Source organism: Streptomyces sp. NPDC096136 (assembly GCF_044763325.1).
Taxonomy (GTDB): Bacteria; Actinomycetota; Actinomycetes; order Streptomycetales; family Streptomycetaceae; genus Streptomyces.
Genome location: NZ_JBIWFZ010000004.1, coordinates 545,113 through 563,599, shown reverse-complemented (window position 1 = coordinate 563,599; position 18,487 = coordinate 545,113). Strand labels below are relative to the sequence as shown.

Sequence of the window (18,487 nt, the reverse complement as noted above, 5' to 3'; positions counted from 1 at the left end):
CCCCGTCCCCCCCACGCCCGGCCGGATCCCTCCGGCCGGGCGTTCGTCATGTCCGGCGGCCGCCGCCCGCGAGGACCGTCCGCGCGAGGAGGAGTCGAGGCGGCGTTGATCCGGACTTGCTCCGTGTGTACTGCACTTGGGTCCCAAGCGCCGAACGCTCCACCGGTCCGCGACGGCGGTGGCCCGATCGGCTCCTTTGTTCAAGGGGACGTTGATGACTCGAAGTGTGCTCGTCACCGGAGGCTCGGGCGGCATCGGCCGGGCCTGCGTGGAGAGATTCGCGCGGGAGGAGGACTGGACGGTCTGGTTCACCTACCGCAACGGCCGGGAGCGGGCCGAGGAGCTGGTGCAGGAGCTGGCCCTCACCGGGCGCGCCAAGGTGGAGGCCTTCCCCTTCGCCCAGGGCGAGTGGGAGGAGCACGAGCTGCTGCTCGACCGGCTGCCGGGCCCGGTGGACGTGCTGGTGAACAACGCCGCGGTCGGTTCGAAGACGATCGAGCACTACACCGGGGGGCCCGGGCACGCGAAGGCGTCGGCCTTCTTCCAGATCAACGCGGTGGGCCCGCTGTGGCTCATCGAGCAGCTGCTGCCCGGGATGCTGGAGCGGGGCTTCGGGAAGATCGTCAACGTGTCCAGCGTCGGCGGGGGGATCTTCCAGTTCCCCGGGTTCCACCCGGCCGACGGGATGAGCAAGGCGGCCCTGACCTATCTGACCCGCCACCTCGCCGCCGACCTGGCGCACTCCCCGGTGGACGTGTTCGCGCTCTGCCCGGGCGCCGTGGACACCACGATGTTCCAGGCGAGCACCCTGGACCGACTGTCCCCCGAGGAGCGGGCCGCCCTCTCCGCGCGGCTGCCCAAGGGCCGCATGATCACCTCCGAGGAGATCGCGGAGCAGGTGCGGTGGCTGGCGGGCGAGCACTCCACGCCGCTGCACGGCGCCGTCATCGACGCCTCGATGGGCCTCGGCGTGCACCCCGGCCTGCTCACCGGGACCGGCGCCGACAGCGGGAGGGCGGCCTGATGGGCTCCCGCCCCCTCTCCCGGCAGGCCGCCCGGCTCCTCGCCGACACCCCTGCCATCGCCGAGGCCCACTTCCGCGCGGAGGCCGAGCCGTACGACGCCCTCACCCGCCCCGACGGCTACCTGAACCTGGGCACCGCAGAGAACCGGCTGCTGTGGGACCTGCTCGAAGGCCGGCTGGCGGAGCTCCCCGCGATGACCGAGTCGGTGGCCCGCTACGCCCCGCTGCACGGCACCGGCCTGCTGCGCGAGCGCGTCGCCGGCCTGCTCTCGGCGACCGTGGGCACGCCGCTGGACGCGGAGGACCTGGTGGTGATCAGCGGCGCCACCGGGGCGCTGGACGCGATCGCCTCCGCCCTGTGCGACCCGGGCGAGGCCATCGTGGTGCCCGCCCCCTACTACGGGGCCTTCGACACCGATCTGGGCGGCCGCTCCGGCGCCCGGATCCTGCCCGCGCCGCTGGACCCCGCCGACGGGTTCCGGCTGACCGCCGCCGCGGTGGACCGGGCGCTGCGCGGGGCGCGGGAGCAGGGGATCACCGTACGCGCCGTGGCGCTGTCCTCCCCCTCCAATCCGATCGGCGAGGTGCACGGGCCCGAGGTGCTGGCCGGGCTGCTGCGGGTGGTCCGCGAGCACGACGTGGACCTGGTCTCGGACGAGATCTACGCCCACGCCGTCTTCGGCGCGCAGGCCTTCACCAGCGCCGCCGATCCGGCCGTCAACCCGGACTGGGCCGACCGCACCCATGTGGTGTGGGGCTTCGCGAAGGACTTCGGGCTGCCCGGTCTGAAGACCGGGGTCCTGCACACCCGGGACGCCGGGGTGCGGGCGGCCGCGCGGGCGCTGGCGTACTTCGCGCCGGTCTCCACCGCCACCCAGCACACCCTGGCGGAGCTGCTGGCCGACCCGGAGTGGGTCGCCTCCTTCCTCGCGGCGGGCCGACTCCGGCTGGGCTCCTCGTACCGGCACCTCACGGGGCTGCTGGACGCGTACGGGATCCCGTACGCCCCCGCGGGCGCGGGCTTCTCCGTCTGGCTGGACCTCGGGCGGTGGCTGCCCGGCACCGGCTTCGCCGCGGAGGAGCTGCTGTGGCGGGAGCTGTTCGAGAAGGCGAAGGTCAGCATCCTGCCGGGCGGCGCCTTCCGCTCGCCCGAGCCGGGCTGGTTCCGGCTGTGCCACACCGTCGAGGCCCCGCTGGTCGCCGAGGCGGTCCGGCGGATCGCCGCCCACCTGGGCCTGACGCCGCAGGCGGGCCCGCACGACACCCCCTCCCCCGCCCCACGGAACGGAAACCGCCCATGAGCACGGCACCGGGTCCCCTCGACCGCTGGTACGAGAACGCCGGGGTGCGCGGCGGAGTACGGCGGATGTTCCACGCCGAGGCGGAACAGGGCCGGGTCTTCTTCCCCGACGCCCTGGTGCCGCACCTGGCGCACCCGGAGGTGAAGGCGCTGGCGCCGGAGCGGGTCCGCGAGGTCTCGGTCCGGCACCTGTACCAGTTCCTGCACTCCACGACCCATCTGGAGACCCGGGTGGTCAACGGGGCGGCCGAGCCCGTCGCCAACGGCATCTCGGGGCTGCACTTCCCGACCGCGCTGCGGATGGACGCCTTCAAGGTGTACTGCGACGAGGGCTACCACGCCCTGTACAGCCTGGACCTGGCCGACCAGGTGGCCGCCGTGACCGGCATCGCCGTCCCGGACGTGGACTACGGCGGCTTCGTCACGGCGCTCCAGGACACCGGGCGGCGGCTGCTTCCCGAGGACCCGGTGCTCGCGGGGCAGCTCCAGGCGGTGGTGTTCGAGACGCTGATCACGGCCGTCCTGAACGAGGTGCCGCAGGACCCGACCGTGGTGAGCACGGTACGGGAGCTGATGCGCGACCACGCCAAGGACGAGGGCCGCCACCACCGGTTCTTCTCCGCGTTCTTCCTGGAGCTGTGGGCCCGGCTCGACGGGCGGCGCCGGGTGCTGGCGGCCCGCGCCCTGCCCGCGATGATCCGCGCCGCGCTCGACTGGGACCTGGAGCCGGTGCGGGTGTCGCTGCGCCTGGCCGGTCTGGACGAGGAGCGCGTCGAGGCGGTGCTCGCGGACAGCTACGGCGGCAGCGCGGGCGTGGACCGCATCCAGACGATCTCCCGTTCCACCCTGCGGCTGTGCGCCCAGGTCGACGCGTTCGACCTGCCCGGCGTCACGGACGCGTTCGCCGCCCACGGACTGCGCGCCCCGGAGGACTCCGATGTCTGAGACCGCGACCGTCACCTACTCGAACTACCTGCGCCTGCCGGAGCTGCTGGCGCTCCAGGTGCCGCTGGCCGACGGGGTGGACGACGAGCTGCTGTTCATCACGGTCCACCAGGTGCAGGAGCTGTGGTTCGGGCAGCTGCTGCGGGACCTTTCGGACGCCCGCGACCGGATGCTGGAGGGCGATCCGCGGGCCGCCCGGGCCCGGCTGGGGCGCAGCGTGTCCGTGACCCGGGCGCTGATCGCCGCGCTCCATCCGCTGCGGGCGATGCCGCCGCGCGAGTTCCACGCCTTCCGGGGCGTGCTGGGCAGCAGCAGCGGCCAGCAGTCGGCGCAGTACGTGGAGGTCGCGGGGGTGTGCGGGGCCGACTGGGTGCGCGGGGAGTACGGGCGGCGGGCCATCGCGGGGCTGGCTCCCGAGGAGCGGGAGCGGCTGCACGCGCGGCTGGCGGAGCCCACGCTGTGGGAGGCCTTCGTGGCGCTGCTGGCCAAGGCCGGGTTCGCGGTCGGGACGCGCGAGGAGCGCTGGGAGGCGTACGCGCGGCTGGGGGCGGGGCCGCTGGACGGCGACCCGGCGGAGTTCGCGGAGCTGGCCGAGCTGGCGGAGGCGCTGGTCGACCACGACGAGGTGTGGACGGAGTGGCGGGCCTGCCACGCGCTGCTGGTGGAGCGGCAGATCGGCGGGCGGCCGGGGACGGGCGGCAGCAGCGGGACGGCCCACCTGCGGGCGTCGGTGTACCGGCGGTTCTACCCGGAGCTGTGGGAGGCCCGGGACGCGGGCTTCGCGGAGCTGCCGGCCCGCTGCCCGATGGGCTGAGGGCGCGCGCGGGCCCGGGGGTGCGCCCCGGGCCCGGGGCGGCGCCGCTCAGTGCTCCTTGGGGGTCCAGTAGTCCAGCAGGGTGCCCGCTCCGGGCTCGACGGACTTCCAGGAGCCGGTGAAGGAGACGACGGCCAGGGCGGCGGTCGGGAAGCCCGTGCGGTTCATCCGGGCCTGGGTGTCGCCCTCCGCGCGCCCGGAGAGGATCTCGGCCAGGGCGTGCATGCCGGGGTTGTGGCCGATGACGAGGAGGTCGCCGACGTCGTCGGGGGTCTCGTTCAGCAGGGCGATGAGCTCACCCGGGGAGGCGTCGTAGACCCGCTCCTCGTAGACGGTCCGCGGCCGGTACGGGAGTTCCTGGACGGCGAGCTTCCAGGTCTCCCGGGTGCGGACGGCGGTGGAGCAGAGGGCCAGGTCGAAGGTGATGCCGGTCTCGGCCAGCTTCCGGCCGGCGGCCGGAGCGTCCCTGCGGCCGCGGTCCGCCAGCGGGCGGTCGTGGTCGGCCACCTGGGGCCAGTCGGCCTTGGCGTGCCGGAGGAGGGCGATCCTGCGGGGTGTGTCGGCGCTCATGGGCCCAGCTTCGCACGAAACGGGCCACGGGGCGCAGGGTGTTGAGGGGGCCGTCCCCCGCTCGGGAGGGCGTGCTCCGGCGCGCGCGGATCGTCCGACGGCGCGTGCCGCACGGGTCAGACGACGGCGTGGAGCAGCTGCTGGGTGACCTGGACCAGTCCGGAGGGCCGGCCGGTCGCCGCCTGGGCCTGGCCGGAGCCGGCGAGCAGCAGCAGGAGCAGGCCGAAGGCGAGGGCGGGCAGGGCCAGGGTCCACCAGTGCAGCCGGGCGCTGGTGTGGACGTACGCGCCGGGGCGGCGGCGGGCGGGGAGGGACGGGGTGTGCGTGGTGGCCGGCATGGCCGCCTCCGGGTTCTTCGGCTGGGGACTGGCTCGCTGCTTCGAATCTATGGATCCGGTGCGGCGGTTCCCATCCGGGTCACACCCCAGCCGACCCTGATCCCGGCCCCCTAGGGGATGGGGGGATATCCCCACCACCGGGGGCCGGGCCGGGCCGGCGGGCGGTGCGCGTCAGGGGGAGGCGAGGGTGGCGATGACGGCCACGATCACGGTCACGAGGGCCATGGCTCCCAGCACGAGGCCGAGCTTCTTGTGGCTGTCCTGGGGGTTGGGTTCGAGTACGGGCGACATGGCGCTCAGTCTCGCATGCCGCATTCGTCCTCGATCGTGCGGTCCCGGCCGGCGAGGACGCCGAGGGCGATCTGCGGGACGAGGAGGCCGGCCATGAGGGCGAGGGGCAGGTCCCAGCCGCCGCTGTGCTGGTAGAGGGTGCCGATGACCAGCGGGCCGGGGATGGAGATGAGGTACCCGGTGCTCTGGGCGAAGGCGGAGAGCTTGACGACCCCGGCGGGCGACTTGGCGCGCAGTCCGATCATCGTGATCACGAGCGGGAAGGCGCAGTTGGAGACGCCGAGCAGGAGGGCCCAGGCCCAGGCGCCGGCGGCGGGGGCGAGGTGGAGGCCGAGGTAGCCGGCGAGGCCGAAGAGGCCGAGGACGGCGGCGATGGGGCCCTGGTGGCGCATCCGTGCGGCGAGGCCGGGGATGACGAAGGCCAGGGGGACGCCCATGACCATGGTGACGGCGAGGAGCACGCCGGCCGTGGAGGCGGAGACCCCGGCGTCGCGGAAGATCTGCGGGAGCCAGCCCATGGTGACGTAGGCGCCGGTGGCCTGGAGGCCGAAGTAGCAGGCGAGGACCCAGGCGGTGCGGCTGCGCACGACGGAGGGGCCTGCGTCCTCGCGTGCCGCGGCGGCGGGCGCGGCGGCCTTCTCGCGGCGGCCGGCGGCGGCGACGGGCAGCCAGGGCAGTACGGCGGCCACGGCGAGGGCGGCCCAGACCAGCAGGCCGGTGCGCCAGCTCCCGCCGAGGGCGGAGGTCAGCGGGACGGTGGTGGCGGCTGCGAGGGAGGTGCCGGCGGCCAGGGCCATGGAGTAGAGGCCGGTCATGGTGCCGACGCGGTCCGGGAACCAGCGCTTGACGATGACGGGGAGCAGCACGTTCGTCAGGGCTATGCCGGCCAGGGACAGGGCGCTGGCGGCGAGGAAGGCGGCGGCGCTGTCCGCGAACGGGCGGATCACCAGGCCGGCGGCGACGGCGGCCATGCCGGCGCAGACCACGGCGGCCGGGCCGAAGCGGCGGGAGAGCCGGGGCGCGGTGACGCCGAAGACGCCGAAGCAGAGCGCGGGGACGGAGGTGATCAGTCCGGCGACGGCGCCGCTCATGTGGAGGCCGGTGCGGGCCTCCTCGAAGAGGGCGCCGAGGCTGGTGATGGCGGGCCGCAGGTTGAGGGCGGCCAGCACGATGGCGACGACGAGCACGGGGCCGAGCCACCTGGGGTCGGCGGGGGTGTCGGCCCGGGCGGTGGAGGGGTGCCCGGCGGAGCCGCGCGGGGTCGCCGGGCGGCTCAGGGTCTGGAGGTCTTCGTCGCGCATCCCGCCATCATAGAATCATGGGATGATTGGTTGTCCAGTTTCCTGCTGTCACACTTGATCCCGTCCCGCAGTCCGTCCAGCAGTACTCGAGAGGCCCCGTCCGCATGCCGCTGACCTCGCCCCGGCGTTCCGCGCTCGTCGACCAGGTGATCACCCAGCTCAGGAACCAGATCACCTCCGGCGAATGGCCGGTGGGAAGCCGGATCCCCACCGAGCCCGAGCTGGTGGAGCTGCTGGGCGTCGCCCGCAACACCGTGCGGGAGGCCGTTCGGGCCCTCGCGCACAACGGGCTCCTGGACATCCGCCAGGGGTCGGGTACGTACGTGCTCGCCACGAGCGAGTTGGCCGGCGTGATGCACCGGCGCTTCGCGGGGGCCGACCCCCGGCACGTCGCGGAGCTGCGCTCGACGCTGGAGTCCTCGGCGGCCCGGCTGGCGGCGGAGCGGCGCACGGAGCGGGACCTGGTGCAGCTGGAGTCGCTGCTGGCGCGGCGCGAGGAGGCCTGGGCGAGCGGGGACGCGGAGCTGTTCGTGAGCACGGACGTCGCCCTGCACATGGCCGTGGTGACGGCCTCGCACAACGAGGTGCTGATCGAGCTCTACGCGGACCTGGGCGACCTGGTGGCGGAGTGGCTGCGCGCGGACGTGGGCACGGAGCTGCACCCGGCCGACCACCTGGACCACGCCCGCCTGATCGCGGCGATCCGGCGCGGGGACGGGGACACGGCCGCCTCGGAGGCGGCGGGCTACCCCTTCGTCTGCCGCGGCAAGAGCGCCCGCTAGCCGCGCCTCAGGGGCGCTGGTGGCTGACCCAGGCCGTGCGGACCTCTTTCCAGCAGCGGCCGGTCAGCCGGGTGCGGCCGGCCGGGTCCAGGGGTACGAGGGCGCTGTCCCCGTCGATGTCCCACCAGCGCTCGCACTCGACGTGCAGCCGGAGCAGGTCGGTCTCGGGGTAGCCGTTGTGGCAGTACGCGATCACCTGCGAGCCGTCGATCTCGGTGTCGCAGTCGGAGCCGTAGAGCTCGCGCCCGGCGGGCTGCTCGGGCCGTACGGGTGGTTCGGCGGGGACCTCGGCGAGGTCCACGACGGCCGGGGCCGCCGCCTCGGGCCCGGGGGCGGGCCCCGTTCCGCCGGGCTGCGCGAGGGCTCCCGGGATCAGGAGTCCGGTCAGGGCCACCGAGGTGACCAGCAGCGACAGCGCCCGGCTCGGCCTCGCGCGCACTCCCGCACCTCCTCCCCGAACCTGCCGGGAAGATCCCGGCCAGGTCAGTTTGCAGGCATGTGTCCCGGTTTTCGACTCGGAAAGATCCGGTCGGAGGGCGAACGTCTGATCGGGGACGCCCGTCCGGCCCCTGCCGCGGCACGGCCGAAACGGCGGTGGCCGCGCCTCCCCGGAGGGAGGCGCGGCCACCGCCGTACGGACGCGGGGTCCGAGCGGGAAGGTCAGGCGCCCATCGCGTGCAGGCCGCCGTCCACGTGGACGATCTCGCCCGTGGTCTTCGGGAACCAGTCCGACAGCAGGGCCACGACGCCCTTGCCCGCCGGCTCCGGGTCGCTCATGTCCCACGCCAGCATGGAGCGCTGGTTCCAGGTGTCCGCCAGCTCGCCGAAGCCCGGGATGGACTTGGCGGCCATCGAGCCGATCGGACCGGCCGAGACCAGGTTGCAGCGGACGTTCTCCTTGCCCAGGTCGCGGGCGAGGTAGCGGCTGGTGGCCTCCAGCGCGGCCTTGGCCGGGCCCATCCAGTCGTACTGCGGCCAGGCGAACTGCGCGTCGAAGGTGAGGCCGACGACGGCGGCGCCCTCCGCCGGGAACAGCGGCTTGCAGGCCATGGTCAGCGACTTCAGCGAGAACGCCGAGACGTGCATCGCGGTGGCGACCGACTCGAAGGGGGTGTTCAGGAAGTTGCCGCCGAGCGCGTCCTGCGGCGCGAAGCCGATGGAGTGCACGACGCCGTCGAGGCCGCCGAGCTCCTCGCGGACGAGGCCCTCCAGGCGGGCCAGGTGCTCGTCGTTGGTGACGTCGAGCTCGATCACCTTGACCGGCTTGGGCAGCTTCTTCGCGATGCGCTCGGTCAGCGACGGGCGCGGCCAGGCGCTGAGGATGACCTCGGCGCCCTGCTCCTGGGCCAGCTTGGCGGCGTGGAAGGCGATGGAGGACTCCATCAGCACGCCGGTGATGAGGATCCGCTTGCCCTCGAGAATTCCGCTCATGGTGATCAGTGACCCATGCCCAATCCGCCGTCAACGGGAATGACGGCTCCGGTGATGTACGCGGCGTCGTCGGACGCCAGGAAGCTCACGGCGGCCGCGATCTCCTCGGGCTGCGCGTAGCGCGCCAGCGGCACCTGCGCCAGGATGCCCGCGCGCTGCTCGTCGCTGAGCACCTTCGTCATGTCGGTGTCCACGAAGCCGGGGGCGACGACGTTGAAGGTGATGTTGCGGGAGCCGAGCTCGCGGGCGAGCGAGCGGGCGAAGCCCACCAGCGCCGCCTTCGAGGCGGCGTAGTTGGCCTGGCCGGCGCCGCCCAGCAGGCCGACGACCGAGGAGATCAGGACCACGCGGCCCTTCTTGGCCCGCAGCATGCCACGGTTGGCCCGCTTCACGACACGGAAGGTACCCGTGAGGTTGGTGTCGACGACGGAGGCGAAGTCCTCCTCCGACATCCGCATCAGCAGCGTGTCCTTGGTGATGCCGGCGTTCGCCACCAGCACCTCGACGTTGCCGTGCTTGGCCTCGATCTCCTTGTAGGCCTGCTCCACCTGCTCGGAGTCGGTGATGTCGCAGCGCACGGCCAGCACGCCCAGCTCGGCGAGCTCCTGCGGCGGCTCTCCCGAGCGGTACGTGATAGCGACCTTGTCGCCGGCCTGGGCGAAGGCGCGGGCGATGGCGAGGCCGATGCCCCGGTTTCCTCCGGTGACGAGAACCGAGCGGCTCAACGGACCACCCTTTCGCTTAGCTGTCTGAGTAGCAAAAACCTATAGGCCCCGTACGACATCCGGAGAATCGGGCTCCGACAGGGCCTTGCGGCACGCTCTGTCGAATACCTACAGAAACCTGTGGTCACCTGAGGCCCGATCGCGACATGATCGAGCAGACCGTCCCCGACCCCGGGAGGACCTCCGTGGCCCATTCCATCGACGCGGCCTTCACCGCGCTGCCCTTGCGGGCGCTCGCCGACGCGGCGCTCGCGCGGGCGCGCGCGCTGGGCTCCGACCACGCCGACTTCCGCCTGGAGCGGATCCGCAGCGCCTCCTGGCGGCTGCGGGACGCCAAACCCTCCGGCGGCTCCGACACCACCGACCTCGGCTACGCGGTGCGGGTGGTGCACGGCGGCAGCTGGGGCTTCGCGTCCGGCGTGGACCTGACCATGGACGGGGCGGCCAAGGTGGCCTCGCAGGCCGTGGCCATGGCCAAGCTGTCGGCCCAGGTCATCAAGGCCGCGGGGTCCGACGAGCGGGTCGAGCTCGCCGACGAGCCGGTGCACGCCGACAAGACCTGGATCTCCGCCTACGACGTGGACCCCTTCCAGGTGCCGGACGCCGAGAAGTCGGCCCTGCTCGCCGACTGGAGCTCCCGGCTGCTGGCCGCCGAGGGCGTGGCGCACGTGGACGCCTCGCTGCTCGCCGTCCACGAGAACAAGTTCTACGCCGACACCGCGGGCACCACGACCACCCAGCAGCGGGTGCGCATCCACCCCCAGCTGACCGCGGTCGCCGTCAACGCCGCCACCGGCGAGTTCGACTCCATGCGCACCATCGCCCCGCCCGCCGGGCGCGGCTGGGAGTACCTGACCGGCACCGGCTGGGACTGGAACACCGAGCTGGAGCAGATCCCCGGGCTGCTGGCCGAGAAGATGCGCGCGCCCGGCGTGGAGGCGGGCCGCTACGACCTGGTCGTGGACCCGTCCAACCTGTGGCTCACCATCCACGAGTCCATCGGCCACGCCACCGAGCTCGACCGCGCCCTGGGCTACGAGGCGGCGTACGCGGGCACCTCGTTCGCCACCTTCGACCGGCTGGGCACGCTCAAGTACGGCTCCTCGATCATGAACGTGACCGGCGACCGCACCGCCGAGCACGGCCTGGCCACCATCGGCTACGACGACGAGGGCGTCGAGGCCCAGAGCTGGGACCTGGTCAAGGACGGCACCCTGGCCGGCTACCAGACCGACCGGCGGATCGCGAAGCTGACCGGCCTCGGCCGCTCCAACGGCTGCGCCTACGCCGACTCCCCCGGGCACGTCCCGGTCCAGCGGATGGCGAACGTCTCGCTCCAGCCGGATCCGGGCGGGCTGTCCACCGAGGACCTGATCGGCGGGGTGGAGCGCGGGATCTACGTGGTCGGCGACCGCTCCTGGTCGATCGACATGCAGCGCTACAACTTCCAGTTCACCGGGCAGCGCTTCTTCCGGATCGAGAACGGCCGGCTGGCCGGGCAGCTGCGCGACGTCGCCTACCAGGCCACGACCACCGACTTCTGGGGCTCGATGGAGAAGGTCGGCGGTCCTCAGACCTACGTCCTGGGCGGCGCCTTCAACTGCGGCAAGGCCCAGCCGGGCCAGGTCGCGGCGGTCTCCCACGGCTGCCCGTCGGCCCTCTTCCGCGACGTGAACATCCTGAACACCACGCAGGAGGCCGGCCGATGAGCCGTACGAAGCCCCACGAGATCGTCGAGCGGGCCCTGGAGCTGTCCACCGCCGACGGCTGTGTCGTCATCGCCGACGAGGAGTCCAGCGCCAACCTCCGCTGGGCCGGGAACGCGCTGACCACCAACGGCGTCACCCGGGGCCGGACCCTCACCGTCATCGCCACCGTCGACGGGGGTCAGGGGACGGCCTCGGGGGTCGTCTCCCGCTCCGCCGTCACCGCCGCCGACCTGGAGCCGCTCGTACGGGCCGCCGAGGCGGCCGCGCGGGCCGCGGGTCCCGCCGAGGACGCCCAGCCGCTGGTGACCGGGACCCCGGCCTCGCCGGACTTCGCGGACGCCCCGGACGAGACCTCCTCGGCCGTGTTCGCGGACTTCGCCCCGGCCCTCGGCGAGGCCTTCGCCCGGGCCCGGGCGGGCGGCCGGGAGCTCTACGGCTTCGCGAACCACGAGCTGGTCTCCACGTACGTCGGCACCTCGACGGGCCTGCGGCTGCGCCACGACCAGCCGAACGGCACCCTGGAGCTCAACGCCAAGTCCCCGGACCGGCTCCGCTCGGCCTGGGCCGGGCGGGCCACCCGCGACTTCAAGGACGTGGACCCGACCGTCCTGGACGCGGAGCTCGCCGTCCGCCTCGGCTGGGCCGAGCGCAAGGTCGAGCTGCCGGCCGGACGGTACGAGACCCTGCTGCCGCCGACGGCCGTGGCCGACCTGCTGATCTACCAGATGTGGTCGGCGGCGGCCCGGGACGCGGCGGAGGGCCGGACGGTCTTCTCCAAGCCCGGCGGCGGCACCCGGATCGGCGAGCGGCTCTCGCAGCTGCCGCTGACCCTGCGCAGCGACCCCCACGCGCCGGGCCTGGAGTCGGCGCCGTTCGTGATCGCGCACAGCTCGGGCGACGACGCCTCGGTCTTCGACAACGGCCTGCCGGTCCCGGCGACCGAGTGGATCAGCGGCGGCGAGCTGGCCCGGCTGACCACGACCCGGCACAGCGCCGGGCTGACCGGGCTGCCGCTCTCCCCGGCCTTCGGGAACCTGATCCTGGAGGGCGGCGGGGAGAAGTCGTTGGAGGAGATGGTGGCGGGCACCGAGCGGGGCCTGCTGCTGACCTGCCTCTGGTACATCCGCGAGGTCGACCCGGCGACGCTGCTGCTGACGGGCCTGACCCGGGACGGGGTCTACCTGGTGGAGAACGGGCAGGTCACGGGCGAGGTGAACAACTTCCGGTTCAACGAGTCCCCGGTGGACCTGCTGGCGCGGGCCACCGAGGCCGGACGCACCGAGAAGACCCTGCCGCGCGAGTGGGGCGACTGGTTCACACGGGCCGCGATGCCCGCCGTCCGCATCCCGGACTTCAACATGAGTTCGGTCAGCAAGGGCGTCTGACGCACCTAGACTGAGCACGGCATTTCCACAATTCGTAAGGAGTCGAGAGACCGTGACGGACATCGTCGACGAACTGAAGTGGCGCGGGCTGTTCGCCCAGTCCACCGATGAAGAAGCGCTGCGCAAGGCCTTCGCGGACGGTCCCGTCACGTTCTATTGCGGCTTCGACCCGACGGCCGCCTCGCTGCACGTGGGACACCTGGTGCAGGTGCTGACCGTGCGCCGGCTCCAGCAGGCGGGCCACCGCCCGCTGGCGCTGGTCGGCGGGGCGACCGGGCAGATCGGCGACCCGCGCCCGACGGCCGAGCGGACGCTGAACGACCCGGAGACCGTCGCGAACTGGGTGACGCGCCTGCGCACCCAGATCGAGCCGTTCCTGTCCTTCGAGGGCGAGAACGCCGCGGTCATGGTGAACAACCTGGACTGGACCGCGGGGATGTCCGCGATCGAGTTCCTGCGGGACATCGGCAAGCACTTCCGCGTCAACAAGATGCTGACGAAGGACTCGGTCGCCAAGCGCCTGGAGTCCGACCAGGGCATCAGCTACACCGAGTTCAGCTACCAGCTCCTCCAGGGCATGGACTTCCTGGAGCTGTACCGCCGCCACGGCTGCACCCTCCAGCAGGGCGGCTCGGACCAGTGGGGCAACCTGACGGCCGGCCTCGACCTGATCCACCGCCTGGAGCCGCAGGCCCAGGTGCACGCGCTGGCCACCCCGCTGATGGTCAAGGCGGACGGCACCAAGTTCGGCAAGTCCGAGAGCGGGGCCGTCTGGCTCGACCCGGAGATGACCACCCCGTACGCGTTCTACCAGTTCTGGCTGAACGTGGACGACCGGGACATCTCCACCTACATGCGGATCCTTTCCTTCAGGTCCCGTGAGGAGCTGGAGGAGCTGGAGGCGCAGACCGCCGAGCGCCCGCAGGCGCGGGCCGCCCAGCGGGCGCTCGCGGAGGAGCTGACCACGCTGGTGCACGGCGCGGACCAGTGCGCCGCCGTGATCGCCGCCTCGAAGGCGCTGTTCGGCCAGGGCGAGCTGGCGGACCTGGACGCGGCCACGCTGGCCGCGGCCCTGTCCGAGCTGCCGCACGCGAAGGTGGCGGAGCTCGGCCTCGTGGTGGACCTGTTCGCGGAGACCGGCCTGGTCGCCAGCAAGTCCGCCGCGCGCCGGACCGTGAAGGAGGGCGGCGCCTACGTGAACAACGTGAAGGTCACCGCCGAGGACGCGGTCCCGGCCGCATCGGACCTGCTGCACGGGCGCTGGCTGGTACTGCGCCGCGGCAAGAAGAACCTGGCGGCGGTCGAGGTGACCGGCGCCTGACGGGCACCGCGGCGAGGGGCCGGTCCGGACGTCGCGTCCGGGCCGGCCCCTTCGTCATGGGCTACACCGTGTGGCGCTTGCCGCCGCGCAGCGACAGGTAGACCATCTCCCCCAGCGCGACGATGGCGACGGCCCCGGCGATCTGGAGCAGGTGCCGGGTCCAGTCGATGCCGCGGGTGTCGTGGACACCGATCCACGTCGCCACGGCGTTGCCGAGGACGCCGCCGATGATGCCGAAGAGCGTGGTCAGCCAGAGCGGCTGGTGCTGTTTGCCCGGCAGGATGGCCCGGGCTATGAGGCCCAGCACGAATCCGACGATGATCGCCCACAACCAAGACATGTCGAGCCCTCCTCGCGGCGCGGGGTGCGCGTGTGGGGCCAGTGTCGGCCCGCGGGGCGGACCGCGCATGTCGGGCGGTGCGCCCCGGGCGGCACCCCCTTCTCCCCGCCGCGTCGGGGGCGGCGTACCGTGGGGGGCATGCAGCGGACGAAACGGAACGGGGCCGAGGTCTTCCGGATCACCGGGGCCCGTATGGGACTCGCCGAGGACGTACGGGGGCGCCAGCGCCGGTACGTGATCTCGATGGGGATCAGGACCCTGTCGGTGGTCGCCACGGTGGTCCTGTGGAACGTGGAGCGCCATGTGGCCCTCGTGACGCTGGCGGCGGGCCTCCTGCTCCCGTACATCGCGGTGGTCATCGCGAACGCCGGGCGCGAGTCGACGCCCTCGCTGCCGTCGCACTTCGTGCCGGCCCCTGTGCGCCCCGCACTGGAGGCGGAGAACCTCAGGAAAACCTCAGATCAATCATGAAGTTCCGGTGCACCCCACCCGGTCCTGCGTGACATACTGCCTACGCGCTCCGCATCCCCCGTCGGAGCGACGGACCGACGCCGGGCAGCTCCCCCCGTGGCTGCCCGGCGTCGCCCTTCCGTCGGCCGCGTCCGGACGGTGACTAGGGTTGAGCTGTGACTCCCCTTGAATCCCCCAGCGGTGAAACCGAAACCCCCACCTGTTCCGCCAAGGGCTGCCGTGACGCGGCGGTCTGGGTCCTCGCCTGGAACAACCCGAAGCTGCACGCGCCCCAGCGGCGCAAGACGTGGCTGGCGTGCGAGGAGCACCGCGAGCACCTGTCCCGGTTCCTGGGGGTCCGCGGGTTCCTCAAGGACGTCGTGGAACTCGACGAGTGGGTGCAGCCGGAGGGCTCGGAGCGCTGAACGCCGACGGCCCTCCCGGTTCCGGGAGGGCCGTCGGCGGCGTGCGGGAGGGGCGGTCAGCCGCCGATCGCCGACATCGGGCGGTCGGGCTGGAGGAACGACGGGTCGTCGAGGCCGGAGCCGGCCTTCTTGCCCCACATCGCCACCTTCCACAGGCGGGCGATCTCCTCGTCCGGGGCGCCCGAGCGCAGCGCGGAGCGCAGGTCGGACTCCTCGGTGGCGAACAGGCACGTACGGACCTGCCCGTCGGCCGTGAGCCGGGTGCGGTCGCAGGCGCCGCAGAAGGGGCGGGTGACGGAGGCGATGACCCCGACGGTGGCCGGGCCGCCGTCGACCAGCCAGCGCTCGGCCGGGGCGGAGCCGCGCTCGTCGGCTCCCTCCTCGGTGAGGGTGAAGCGGGTGCGCAGGGACTGGAGGATGTCCCCGGCGGTGATCATGCCGTCGCGCTTCCAGCCGTGCTGGGCGTCGAGCGGCATCTGCTCGATGAAACGGAGCTCGTAGGCGTTCTCCACGGCCCAGGCGAGCAGGTCGGGGGCCTCGTCGTCGTTGAGGCCGGGCATCAGGACGGCGTTGACCTTGACGGGGGTCAGGCCGGCCTCGCGGGCGGCGGCCATGCCCTCGATGACGTCGTGGTGGCGGTCGCGCCGGGTGAGCGTCTTGAACACCTCGGGGCGCAGGGTGTCGAGGGAGACGTTCACTCGGTCCAGGCCGGCGGCCTTGAGCGCCTGCGCGGTGCGCTTGAGGCCGATGCCGTTGGTGGTCAGCGACATCTTGGGGCGGGGCTCCAGGGCGGCGCACCGCTCGACGATCCCGACCAGGCCGGGCCGCAGCAGCGGCTCGCCGCCGGTGAAGCGGACCTCGGTGATGCCCAGGTGCGTGACGGCGATGCGGATCAGCCGGACGATCTCGTCGTCGCTGAGCAGATCGGACTTCCCCAGCCACTGCAGGCCCTCTTCGGGCATGCAGTAGGTACAGCGCAGGTTGCACCGGTCGGTGAGTGAGACGCGCAGGTCAGTGGCCACGCGGCCGTACGTGTCGAGAAGCACTGTGGGCCCCCTCCCCTGTCCGGATCTAGAGGTTCTGTGGAATCGAGCCTACGCGACCCGTGTGTCGCCGAGGGATGCCCGAATGAACGAGACGTGACACGGCCGCGTCGTACGGAAGTACGACGCGGCCACGTACGGTGCTCGGGCGATCTCAGTGCGCCCCTGTTCCGGTGAGGGAGCGCACCTCCAACTCGGCGAACTTCCCGGGGTCCGCCTCCTCCTTGGACAGGACGGTTCCCAGCCACCCGAGGAGGAAGCCGAGCGGGATGGAGATGATGCCCGGGTTCTCCAGCGGGAACCAGTAGAAGTCGGCGTCCTTGAACATCGAGGTGGGCTTGCCGGAGACGACCGGGGAGAAGAGCACCAGGCCGACCGCCGAGACCAGGCCCCCGTAGATGGACCACAGCGCGCCCTGGGTGGTGAAGCGCTTCCAGAAGAGGCTGTAGAGGATCGTCGGGAGGTTGGCGGAGGCGGCGACCGCGAAGGCGAGGGCGACCAGGCCGGCCACGTTCATGTCGCGGGCCAGGGCCCCCAGGAAGATCGCGACGGCGCCGATGACCACGGTGGACAGGCGGGCGGCGCGCACCTCCTCCTTCTCGGTGGCCTGCCCCCGGCGGATCACGTTGACGTAGATGTCGTGCGCGAAGGACGAGGAGGAGGCCAGGGTGAGGCCCGCGACCACGGCGAGGATGGTGGCGAAGGCCACCGCGGAGATCACCGCGAGGAGGACCGCGCCGCCGGTGGAGTCGGGTCCGCCGCCGACGGCCTGGGCGAGCAGCGGGGCGGCGGTGTTGCCGGCCTTGTTGGACTTGATGATGGCGTCGCGGTCGAGCAGGGCGGCGGCGCCGAATCCGAGCGCGATCGTCATCAGGTAGAAGGCGCCGATGATGCCGATGGCCCAGTTCACGGACTTACGGGCGGCCTTGGCGGTGGGCACCGTGTAGAAGCGGATCAGGATGTGCGGCAGGCCGGCGGTGCCCAGGACCAGGGCGAGGCCGAGGGAGAGGAAGTCCAGCTTGGTGAGCGGGTCCTTGCCGTACTTGAGTCCGGGCTCCAGGAACTTCGTCCCCTGGCCGCTGTGTTCGGCGGCCTGGCCCAGCAGGGCGGAGACGTTGAAGTCGAACTTCAGCAGCACCAGGAAGGTGATCAGCATGGCGCCCGCGATCAGCAGGACGGCCTTGACCATCTGGACCCAGGTGGTGCCCTTCATGCCGCCGATGGTCACGTAGACGATCATCAGGACGCCGACCAGGGCGACCACGGCGATCTTGCCGCCGTCGGCGGTGATGCCCAGGAGCAGGGAGACGAGCACGCCGGCGCCGGCCATCTGGGCGAGCAGGTAGAAGATCGAGACCACGATGGTGGAGGTGCCCGCGGCGGTGCGGACGGGCCGCTGGCGCATCCGGTACGCGAGCACGTCGCCCATGGTGTAGCGGCCGGAGTTGCGCAGCGGCTCCGCGACGAGCAGCAGGGCCACGAGCCAGGCGACGAGGAAGCCGATGGAGTAGAGGAAGCCGTCGTAGCCGAAGAGGGCGATGGCTCCGGCGATGCCGAGGAAGGACGCGGCGGACATGTAGTCGCCGGAGATGGCGAGGCCGTTCTGGAAGCCGGTGAACTGGCGGCCGCCCGCGTAGAAGTCGGCGGCGTCCTTGGTCTGGCGGCCGGCCCAGACGGTGATGACGAGGGTGGCGACGACGAACAGCCCGAACAGGGTGATGATCAGCGGGCGGTGCTCGGTGGCGCCGGCGGCGGTCGTCAGGTGCGGGACGGCGTTCATGCTCCGCCCTCCAACCGGTCCTTGATGGCCCGTGCCTTGGGGTCGAGCCGGGCGGCGGCGTGCCGCGAGTACAGCCAGGCGATCAGGAAGGTCGTCGCGAACTGGGCGAGGCCGAGCACGAGGGCGACGTTGACGTTGCCGAAGAGCTTGGTCCCCATGAAGCCGCCCGCGTAGTTGGACAGCAGGACGTAGAGCAGGTACCAGGCGATGAAGGCCACGGTGAGCGGGAAGGCGAAGGAGCGGTAGGAGCTGCGCAGTTCGGCGAACTCGGGGCTCTGCTGGACGCGCGCGAACTCCTCGGCCGACACCTGTGCCGGGGCGGGTCCCGCGCCGCCCGGCGGCGGCGCTGCTTGCGTGGTCACGGGGGGTTCTCCTTGTGACGCGGGTGCGGTGGGGACGGTCAAAACAACCTCCGTGTGGGGGGGCGGTGGTGCTGGGCCCCCGGTCAACGGCACGGCCGCCGTGCCGGGACGGTTCAACACCCTCCGCATCTTCGGCGGTTCTGCTTTCCAA

The 18,487-nt window shown here is 72.5% G+C and carries 21 protein-coding genes; 10 read left to right on the top strand and 11 right to left on the bottom strand.

The window, feature by feature from the left end; genetic code table 11:
* Positions 1–214 precede the first annotated feature (214 nt).
* From ACIRBY_RS11790 to ACIRBY_RS11775, 4 genes are read left to right on the top strand one after another with little or no spacing between them, the layout of a single operon-like run.
* Complete coding sequence (locus ACIRBY_RS11790; protein WP_403899505.1) at positions 215–1,024, top strand: SDR family NAD(P)-dependent oxidoreductase; 810 nt, start codon at positions 215–217, stop codon at positions 1,022–1,024.
* Entirely contained in the window at positions 1,024–2,325 is a 1,302-nt protein-coding gene (locus tag ACIRBY_RS11785; RefSeq protein ID WP_403899503.1) for an aminotransferase class I/II-fold pyridoxal phosphate-dependent enzyme, read from the top strand. Before ACIRBY_RS11790 ends, ACIRBY_RS11785 begins: the two co-directional genes overlap by 1 nt.
* Positions 2,322–3,269, top strand: coding sequence for a diiron oxygenase (locus tag ACIRBY_RS11780; RefSeq protein WP_403899500.1), 948 nt, complete (start codon positions 2,322–2,324; stop codon positions 3,267–3,269). The genes ACIRBY_RS11785 and ACIRBY_RS11780 overlap by 4 nt, the downstream gene beginning before the upstream one ends.
* Entirely contained in the window at positions 3,262–4,083 is an 822-nt protein-coding gene (locus ACIRBY_RS11775; protein ID WP_403899497.1) for a tryptophan 2,3-dioxygenase family protein, read from the top strand. Before ACIRBY_RS11780 ends, ACIRBY_RS11775 begins: the two co-directional genes overlap by 8 nt.
* A 48-nt stretch (positions 4,084–4,131) precedes the next feature.
* On the opposite strand, the gene ACIRBY_RS11770 is transcribed toward ACIRBY_RS11775, so the two are convergent.
* From ACIRBY_RS11770 to ACIRBY_RS11755, 4 genes are all read right to left on the bottom strand, one after another.
* On the bottom strand, positions 4,132–4,653 hold the full coding sequence (locus ACIRBY_RS11770) for a SixA phosphatase family protein (RefSeq protein WP_403899495.1): 522 nt from the start codon (positions 4,651–4,653) through the stop codon (positions 4,132–4,134).
* Positions 4,654–4,769: 116 nt separating this feature from the next.
* Positions 4,770–4,991: a hypothetical protein gene (locus ACIRBY_RS11765; RefSeq protein ID WP_403899492.1), complete on the bottom strand. Its 222-nt coding sequence runs from the start codon at positions 4,989–4,991 to the stop codon at positions 4,770–4,772.
* Between the two features lie 171 nt (positions 4,992–5,162).
* The gene (locus ACIRBY_RS11760; protein ID WP_344154728.1) at positions 5,163–5,282 is read right to left on the bottom strand and encodes an SGM_5486 family transporter-associated protein; all 120 of its coding nucleotides are present in this window, start codon (positions 5,280–5,282) and stop codon (positions 5,163–5,165) included.
* Between the two features lie 5 nt (positions 5,283–5,287).
* Positions 5,288–6,583: a CynX/NimT family MFS transporter gene (locus ACIRBY_RS11755; protein WP_403899489.1), complete on the bottom strand. Its 1,296-nt coding sequence runs from the start codon at positions 6,581–6,583 to the stop codon at positions 5,288–5,290.
* A 104-nt stretch (positions 6,584–6,687) separates the two neighbouring features.
* Here ACIRBY_RS11755 and ACIRBY_RS11750 point away from each other — a divergent pair, with 104 nt between their 5' ends.
* On the top strand, positions 6,688–7,365 hold the full coding sequence (locus ACIRBY_RS11750; protein WP_403899486.1) for a FadR/GntR family transcriptional regulator: 678 nt from the start codon (positions 6,688–6,690) through the stop codon (positions 7,363–7,365).
* Positions 7,366–7,372: 7 nt separating this feature from the next.
* Here ACIRBY_RS11750 and ACIRBY_RS11745 read toward each other — a convergent pair whose 3' ends face one another.
* The 3 genes from ACIRBY_RS11745 to fabG all read right to left on the bottom strand — a co-directional run bounded on the left by ACIRBY_RS11745 (position 7,373) and on the right by fabG (position 9,521).
* Positions 7,373–7,804, bottom strand: a complete 432-nt coding sequence (locus ACIRBY_RS11745) for a hypothetical protein (RefSeq protein ID WP_403899483.1) — start codon at positions 7,802–7,804, stop codon at positions 7,373–7,375.
* A 221-nt stretch (positions 7,805–8,025) separates the two neighbouring features.
* The gene (gene fabI / locus ACIRBY_RS11740; protein WP_365150385.1) at positions 8,026–8,796 is read right to left on the bottom strand and encodes an enoyl-ACP reductase FabI; all 771 of its coding nucleotides are present in this window, start codon (positions 8,794–8,796) and stop codon (positions 8,026–8,028) included.
* 5 nt (positions 8,797–8,801) lie between these two features.
* Positions 8,802–9,521, bottom strand: a complete 720-nt coding sequence (gene fabG, locus ACIRBY_RS11735) for a 3-oxoacyl-[acyl-carrier-protein] reductase (protein ID WP_344154712.1) — start codon at positions 9,519–9,521, stop codon at positions 8,802–8,804.
* A 146-nt stretch (positions 9,522–9,667) separates the two neighbouring features.
* Here fabG and ACIRBY_RS11730 point away from each other — a divergent pair, with 146 nt between their 5' ends.
* The 3 genes from ACIRBY_RS11730 to tyrS are packed head-to-tail and all read left to right on the top strand — an operon-like array spanning position 9,668 to position 13,936.
* A complete protein-coding gene (locus tag ACIRBY_RS11730) occupies positions 9,668–11,230 on the top strand; it encodes a TldD/PmbA family protein (RefSeq protein ID WP_403899479.1) in 1,563 nt (520 codons plus the stop codon).
* Positions 11,227–12,615: a metallopeptidase TldD-related protein gene (locus ACIRBY_RS11725; RefSeq protein WP_403899476.1), complete on the top strand. Its 1,389-nt coding sequence runs from the start codon at positions 11,227–11,229 to the stop codon at positions 12,613–12,615. The genes ACIRBY_RS11730 and ACIRBY_RS11725 overlap by 4 nt, the downstream gene beginning before the upstream one ends.
* Before the next feature lie 52 nt (positions 12,616–12,667).
* Entirely contained in the window at positions 12,668–13,936 is a 1,269-nt protein-coding gene (tyrS, locus tag ACIRBY_RS11720; protein ID WP_403899473.1) for a tyrosine--tRNA ligase, read from the top strand.
* A gap of 61 nt (positions 13,937–13,997) precedes the next feature.
* Here the strand turns inward: tyrS and ACIRBY_RS11715 are convergent, their stop codons facing one another.
* Positions 13,998–14,276, bottom strand: coding sequence for a GlsB/YeaQ/YmgE family stress response membrane protein (locus ACIRBY_RS11715; protein ID WP_403899470.1), 279 nt, complete (start codon positions 14,274–14,276; stop codon positions 13,998–14,000).
* 138 nt (positions 14,277–14,414) lie between these two features.
* Between ACIRBY_RS11715 and ACIRBY_RS11710 the strand changes: the two genes are divergently transcribed.
* Positions 14,415–14,747: a DUF3099 domain-containing protein gene (locus tag ACIRBY_RS11710; RefSeq protein WP_366451205.1), complete on the top strand. Its 333-nt coding sequence runs from the start codon at positions 14,415–14,417 to the stop codon at positions 14,745–14,747.
* A 155-nt stretch (positions 14,748–14,902) separates the two neighbouring features.
* Positions 14,903–15,151: a hypothetical protein gene (locus ACIRBY_RS11705; protein WP_403899467.1), complete on the top strand. Its 249-nt coding sequence runs from the start codon at positions 14,903–14,905 to the stop codon at positions 15,149–15,151.
* Positions 15,152–15,207: 56 nt separating this feature from the next.
* On the opposite strand, the gene moaA is transcribed toward ACIRBY_RS11705, so the two are convergent.
* The 3 genes from moaA to ACIRBY_RS11690 form a co-directional block, all read right to left on the bottom strand.
* Positions 15,208–16,197, bottom strand: a complete 990-nt coding sequence (gene moaA / locus ACIRBY_RS11700) for a GTP 3',8-cyclase MoaA (RefSeq protein ID WP_403899465.1) — start codon at positions 16,195–16,197, stop codon at positions 15,208–15,210.
* Positions 16,198–16,348: 151 nt separating this feature from the next.
* Entirely contained in the window at positions 16,349–17,974 is a 1,626-nt protein-coding gene (locus tag ACIRBY_RS11695) for a cation acetate symporter (RefSeq protein WP_390685918.1), read from the bottom strand.
* Positions 17,971–18,336: a DUF485 domain-containing protein gene (locus ACIRBY_RS11690; protein WP_403899460.1), complete on the bottom strand. Its 366-nt coding sequence runs from the start codon at positions 18,334–18,336 to the stop codon at positions 17,971–17,973. The genes ACIRBY_RS11695 and ACIRBY_RS11690 overlap by 4 nt, the downstream gene beginning before the upstream one ends.
* Between the last annotated feature and the right edge of the window lie 151 nt (positions 18,337–18,487).

Bases quoted from the DNA above. Each gene is read 5' to 3' on its own strand.
- ACIRBY_RS11790 (WP_403899505.1), top strand. From the start codon at position 215: ATGACTCGAAGTGTGCTCGTCACCGGAGGCTCGGGCGGCATCGGCCGG.
- ACIRBY_RS11750 (WP_403899486.1), top strand. From the start codon at position 6,688: ATGCCGCTGACCTCGCCCCGGCGTTCCGCGCTCGTCGACCAGGTGATC.
- ACIRBY_RS11760 (WP_344154728.1), bottom strand. From the start codon at position 5,282: ATGTCGCCCGTACTCGAACCCAACCCCCAGGACAGCCACAAGAAGCTC.
- ACIRBY_RS11765 (WP_403899492.1), bottom strand. From the start codon at position 4,991: ATGCCGGCCACCACGCACACCCCGTCCCTCCCCGCCCGCCGCCGCCCC.
- ACIRBY_RS11730 (WP_403899479.1), top strand. From the start codon at position 9,668: ATGATCGAGCAGACCGTCCCCGACCCCGGGAGGACCTCCGTGGCCCAT.
- ACIRBY_RS11785 (WP_403899503.1), top strand. From the start codon at position 1,024: ATGGGCTCCCGCCCCCTCTCCCGGCAGGCCGCCCGGCTCCTCGCCGAC.
- ACIRBY_RS11770 (WP_403899495.1), bottom strand. From the start codon at position 4,653: ATGAGCGCCGACACACCCCGCAGGATCGCCCTCCTCCGGCACGCCAAG.
- fabI (WP_365150385.1), bottom strand. From the start codon at position 8,796: ATGAGCGGAATTCTCGAGGGCAAGCGGATCCTCATCACCGGCGTGCTG.
- ACIRBY_RS11715 (WP_403899470.1), bottom strand. From the start codon at position 14,276: ATGTCTTGGTTGTGGGCGATCATCGTCGGATTCGTGCTGGGCCTCATA.
- ACIRBY_RS11710 (WP_366451205.1), top strand. From the start codon at position 14,415: ATGCAGCGGACGAAACGGAACGGGGCCGAGGTCTTCCGGATCACCGGG.
- ACIRBY_RS11695 (WP_390685918.1), bottom strand. From the start codon at position 17,974: ATGAACGCCGTCCCGCACCTGACGACCGCCGCCGGCGCCACCGAGCAC.
- ACIRBY_RS11755 (WP_403899489.1), bottom strand. From the start codon at position 6,583: ATGCGCGACGAAGACCTCCAGACCCTGAGCCGCCCGGCGACCCCGCGC.
- ACIRBY_RS11725 (WP_403899476.1), top strand. From the start codon at position 11,227: ATGAGCCGTACGAAGCCCCACGAGATCGTCGAGCGGGCCCTGGAGCTG.
- ACIRBY_RS11780 (WP_403899500.1), top strand. From the start codon at position 2,322: ATGAGCACGGCACCGGGTCCCCTCGACCGCTGGTACGAGAACGCCGGG.
- ACIRBY_RS11775 (WP_403899497.1), top strand. From the start codon at position 3,262: ATGTCTGAGACCGCGACCGTCACCTACTCGAACTACCTGCGCCTGCCG.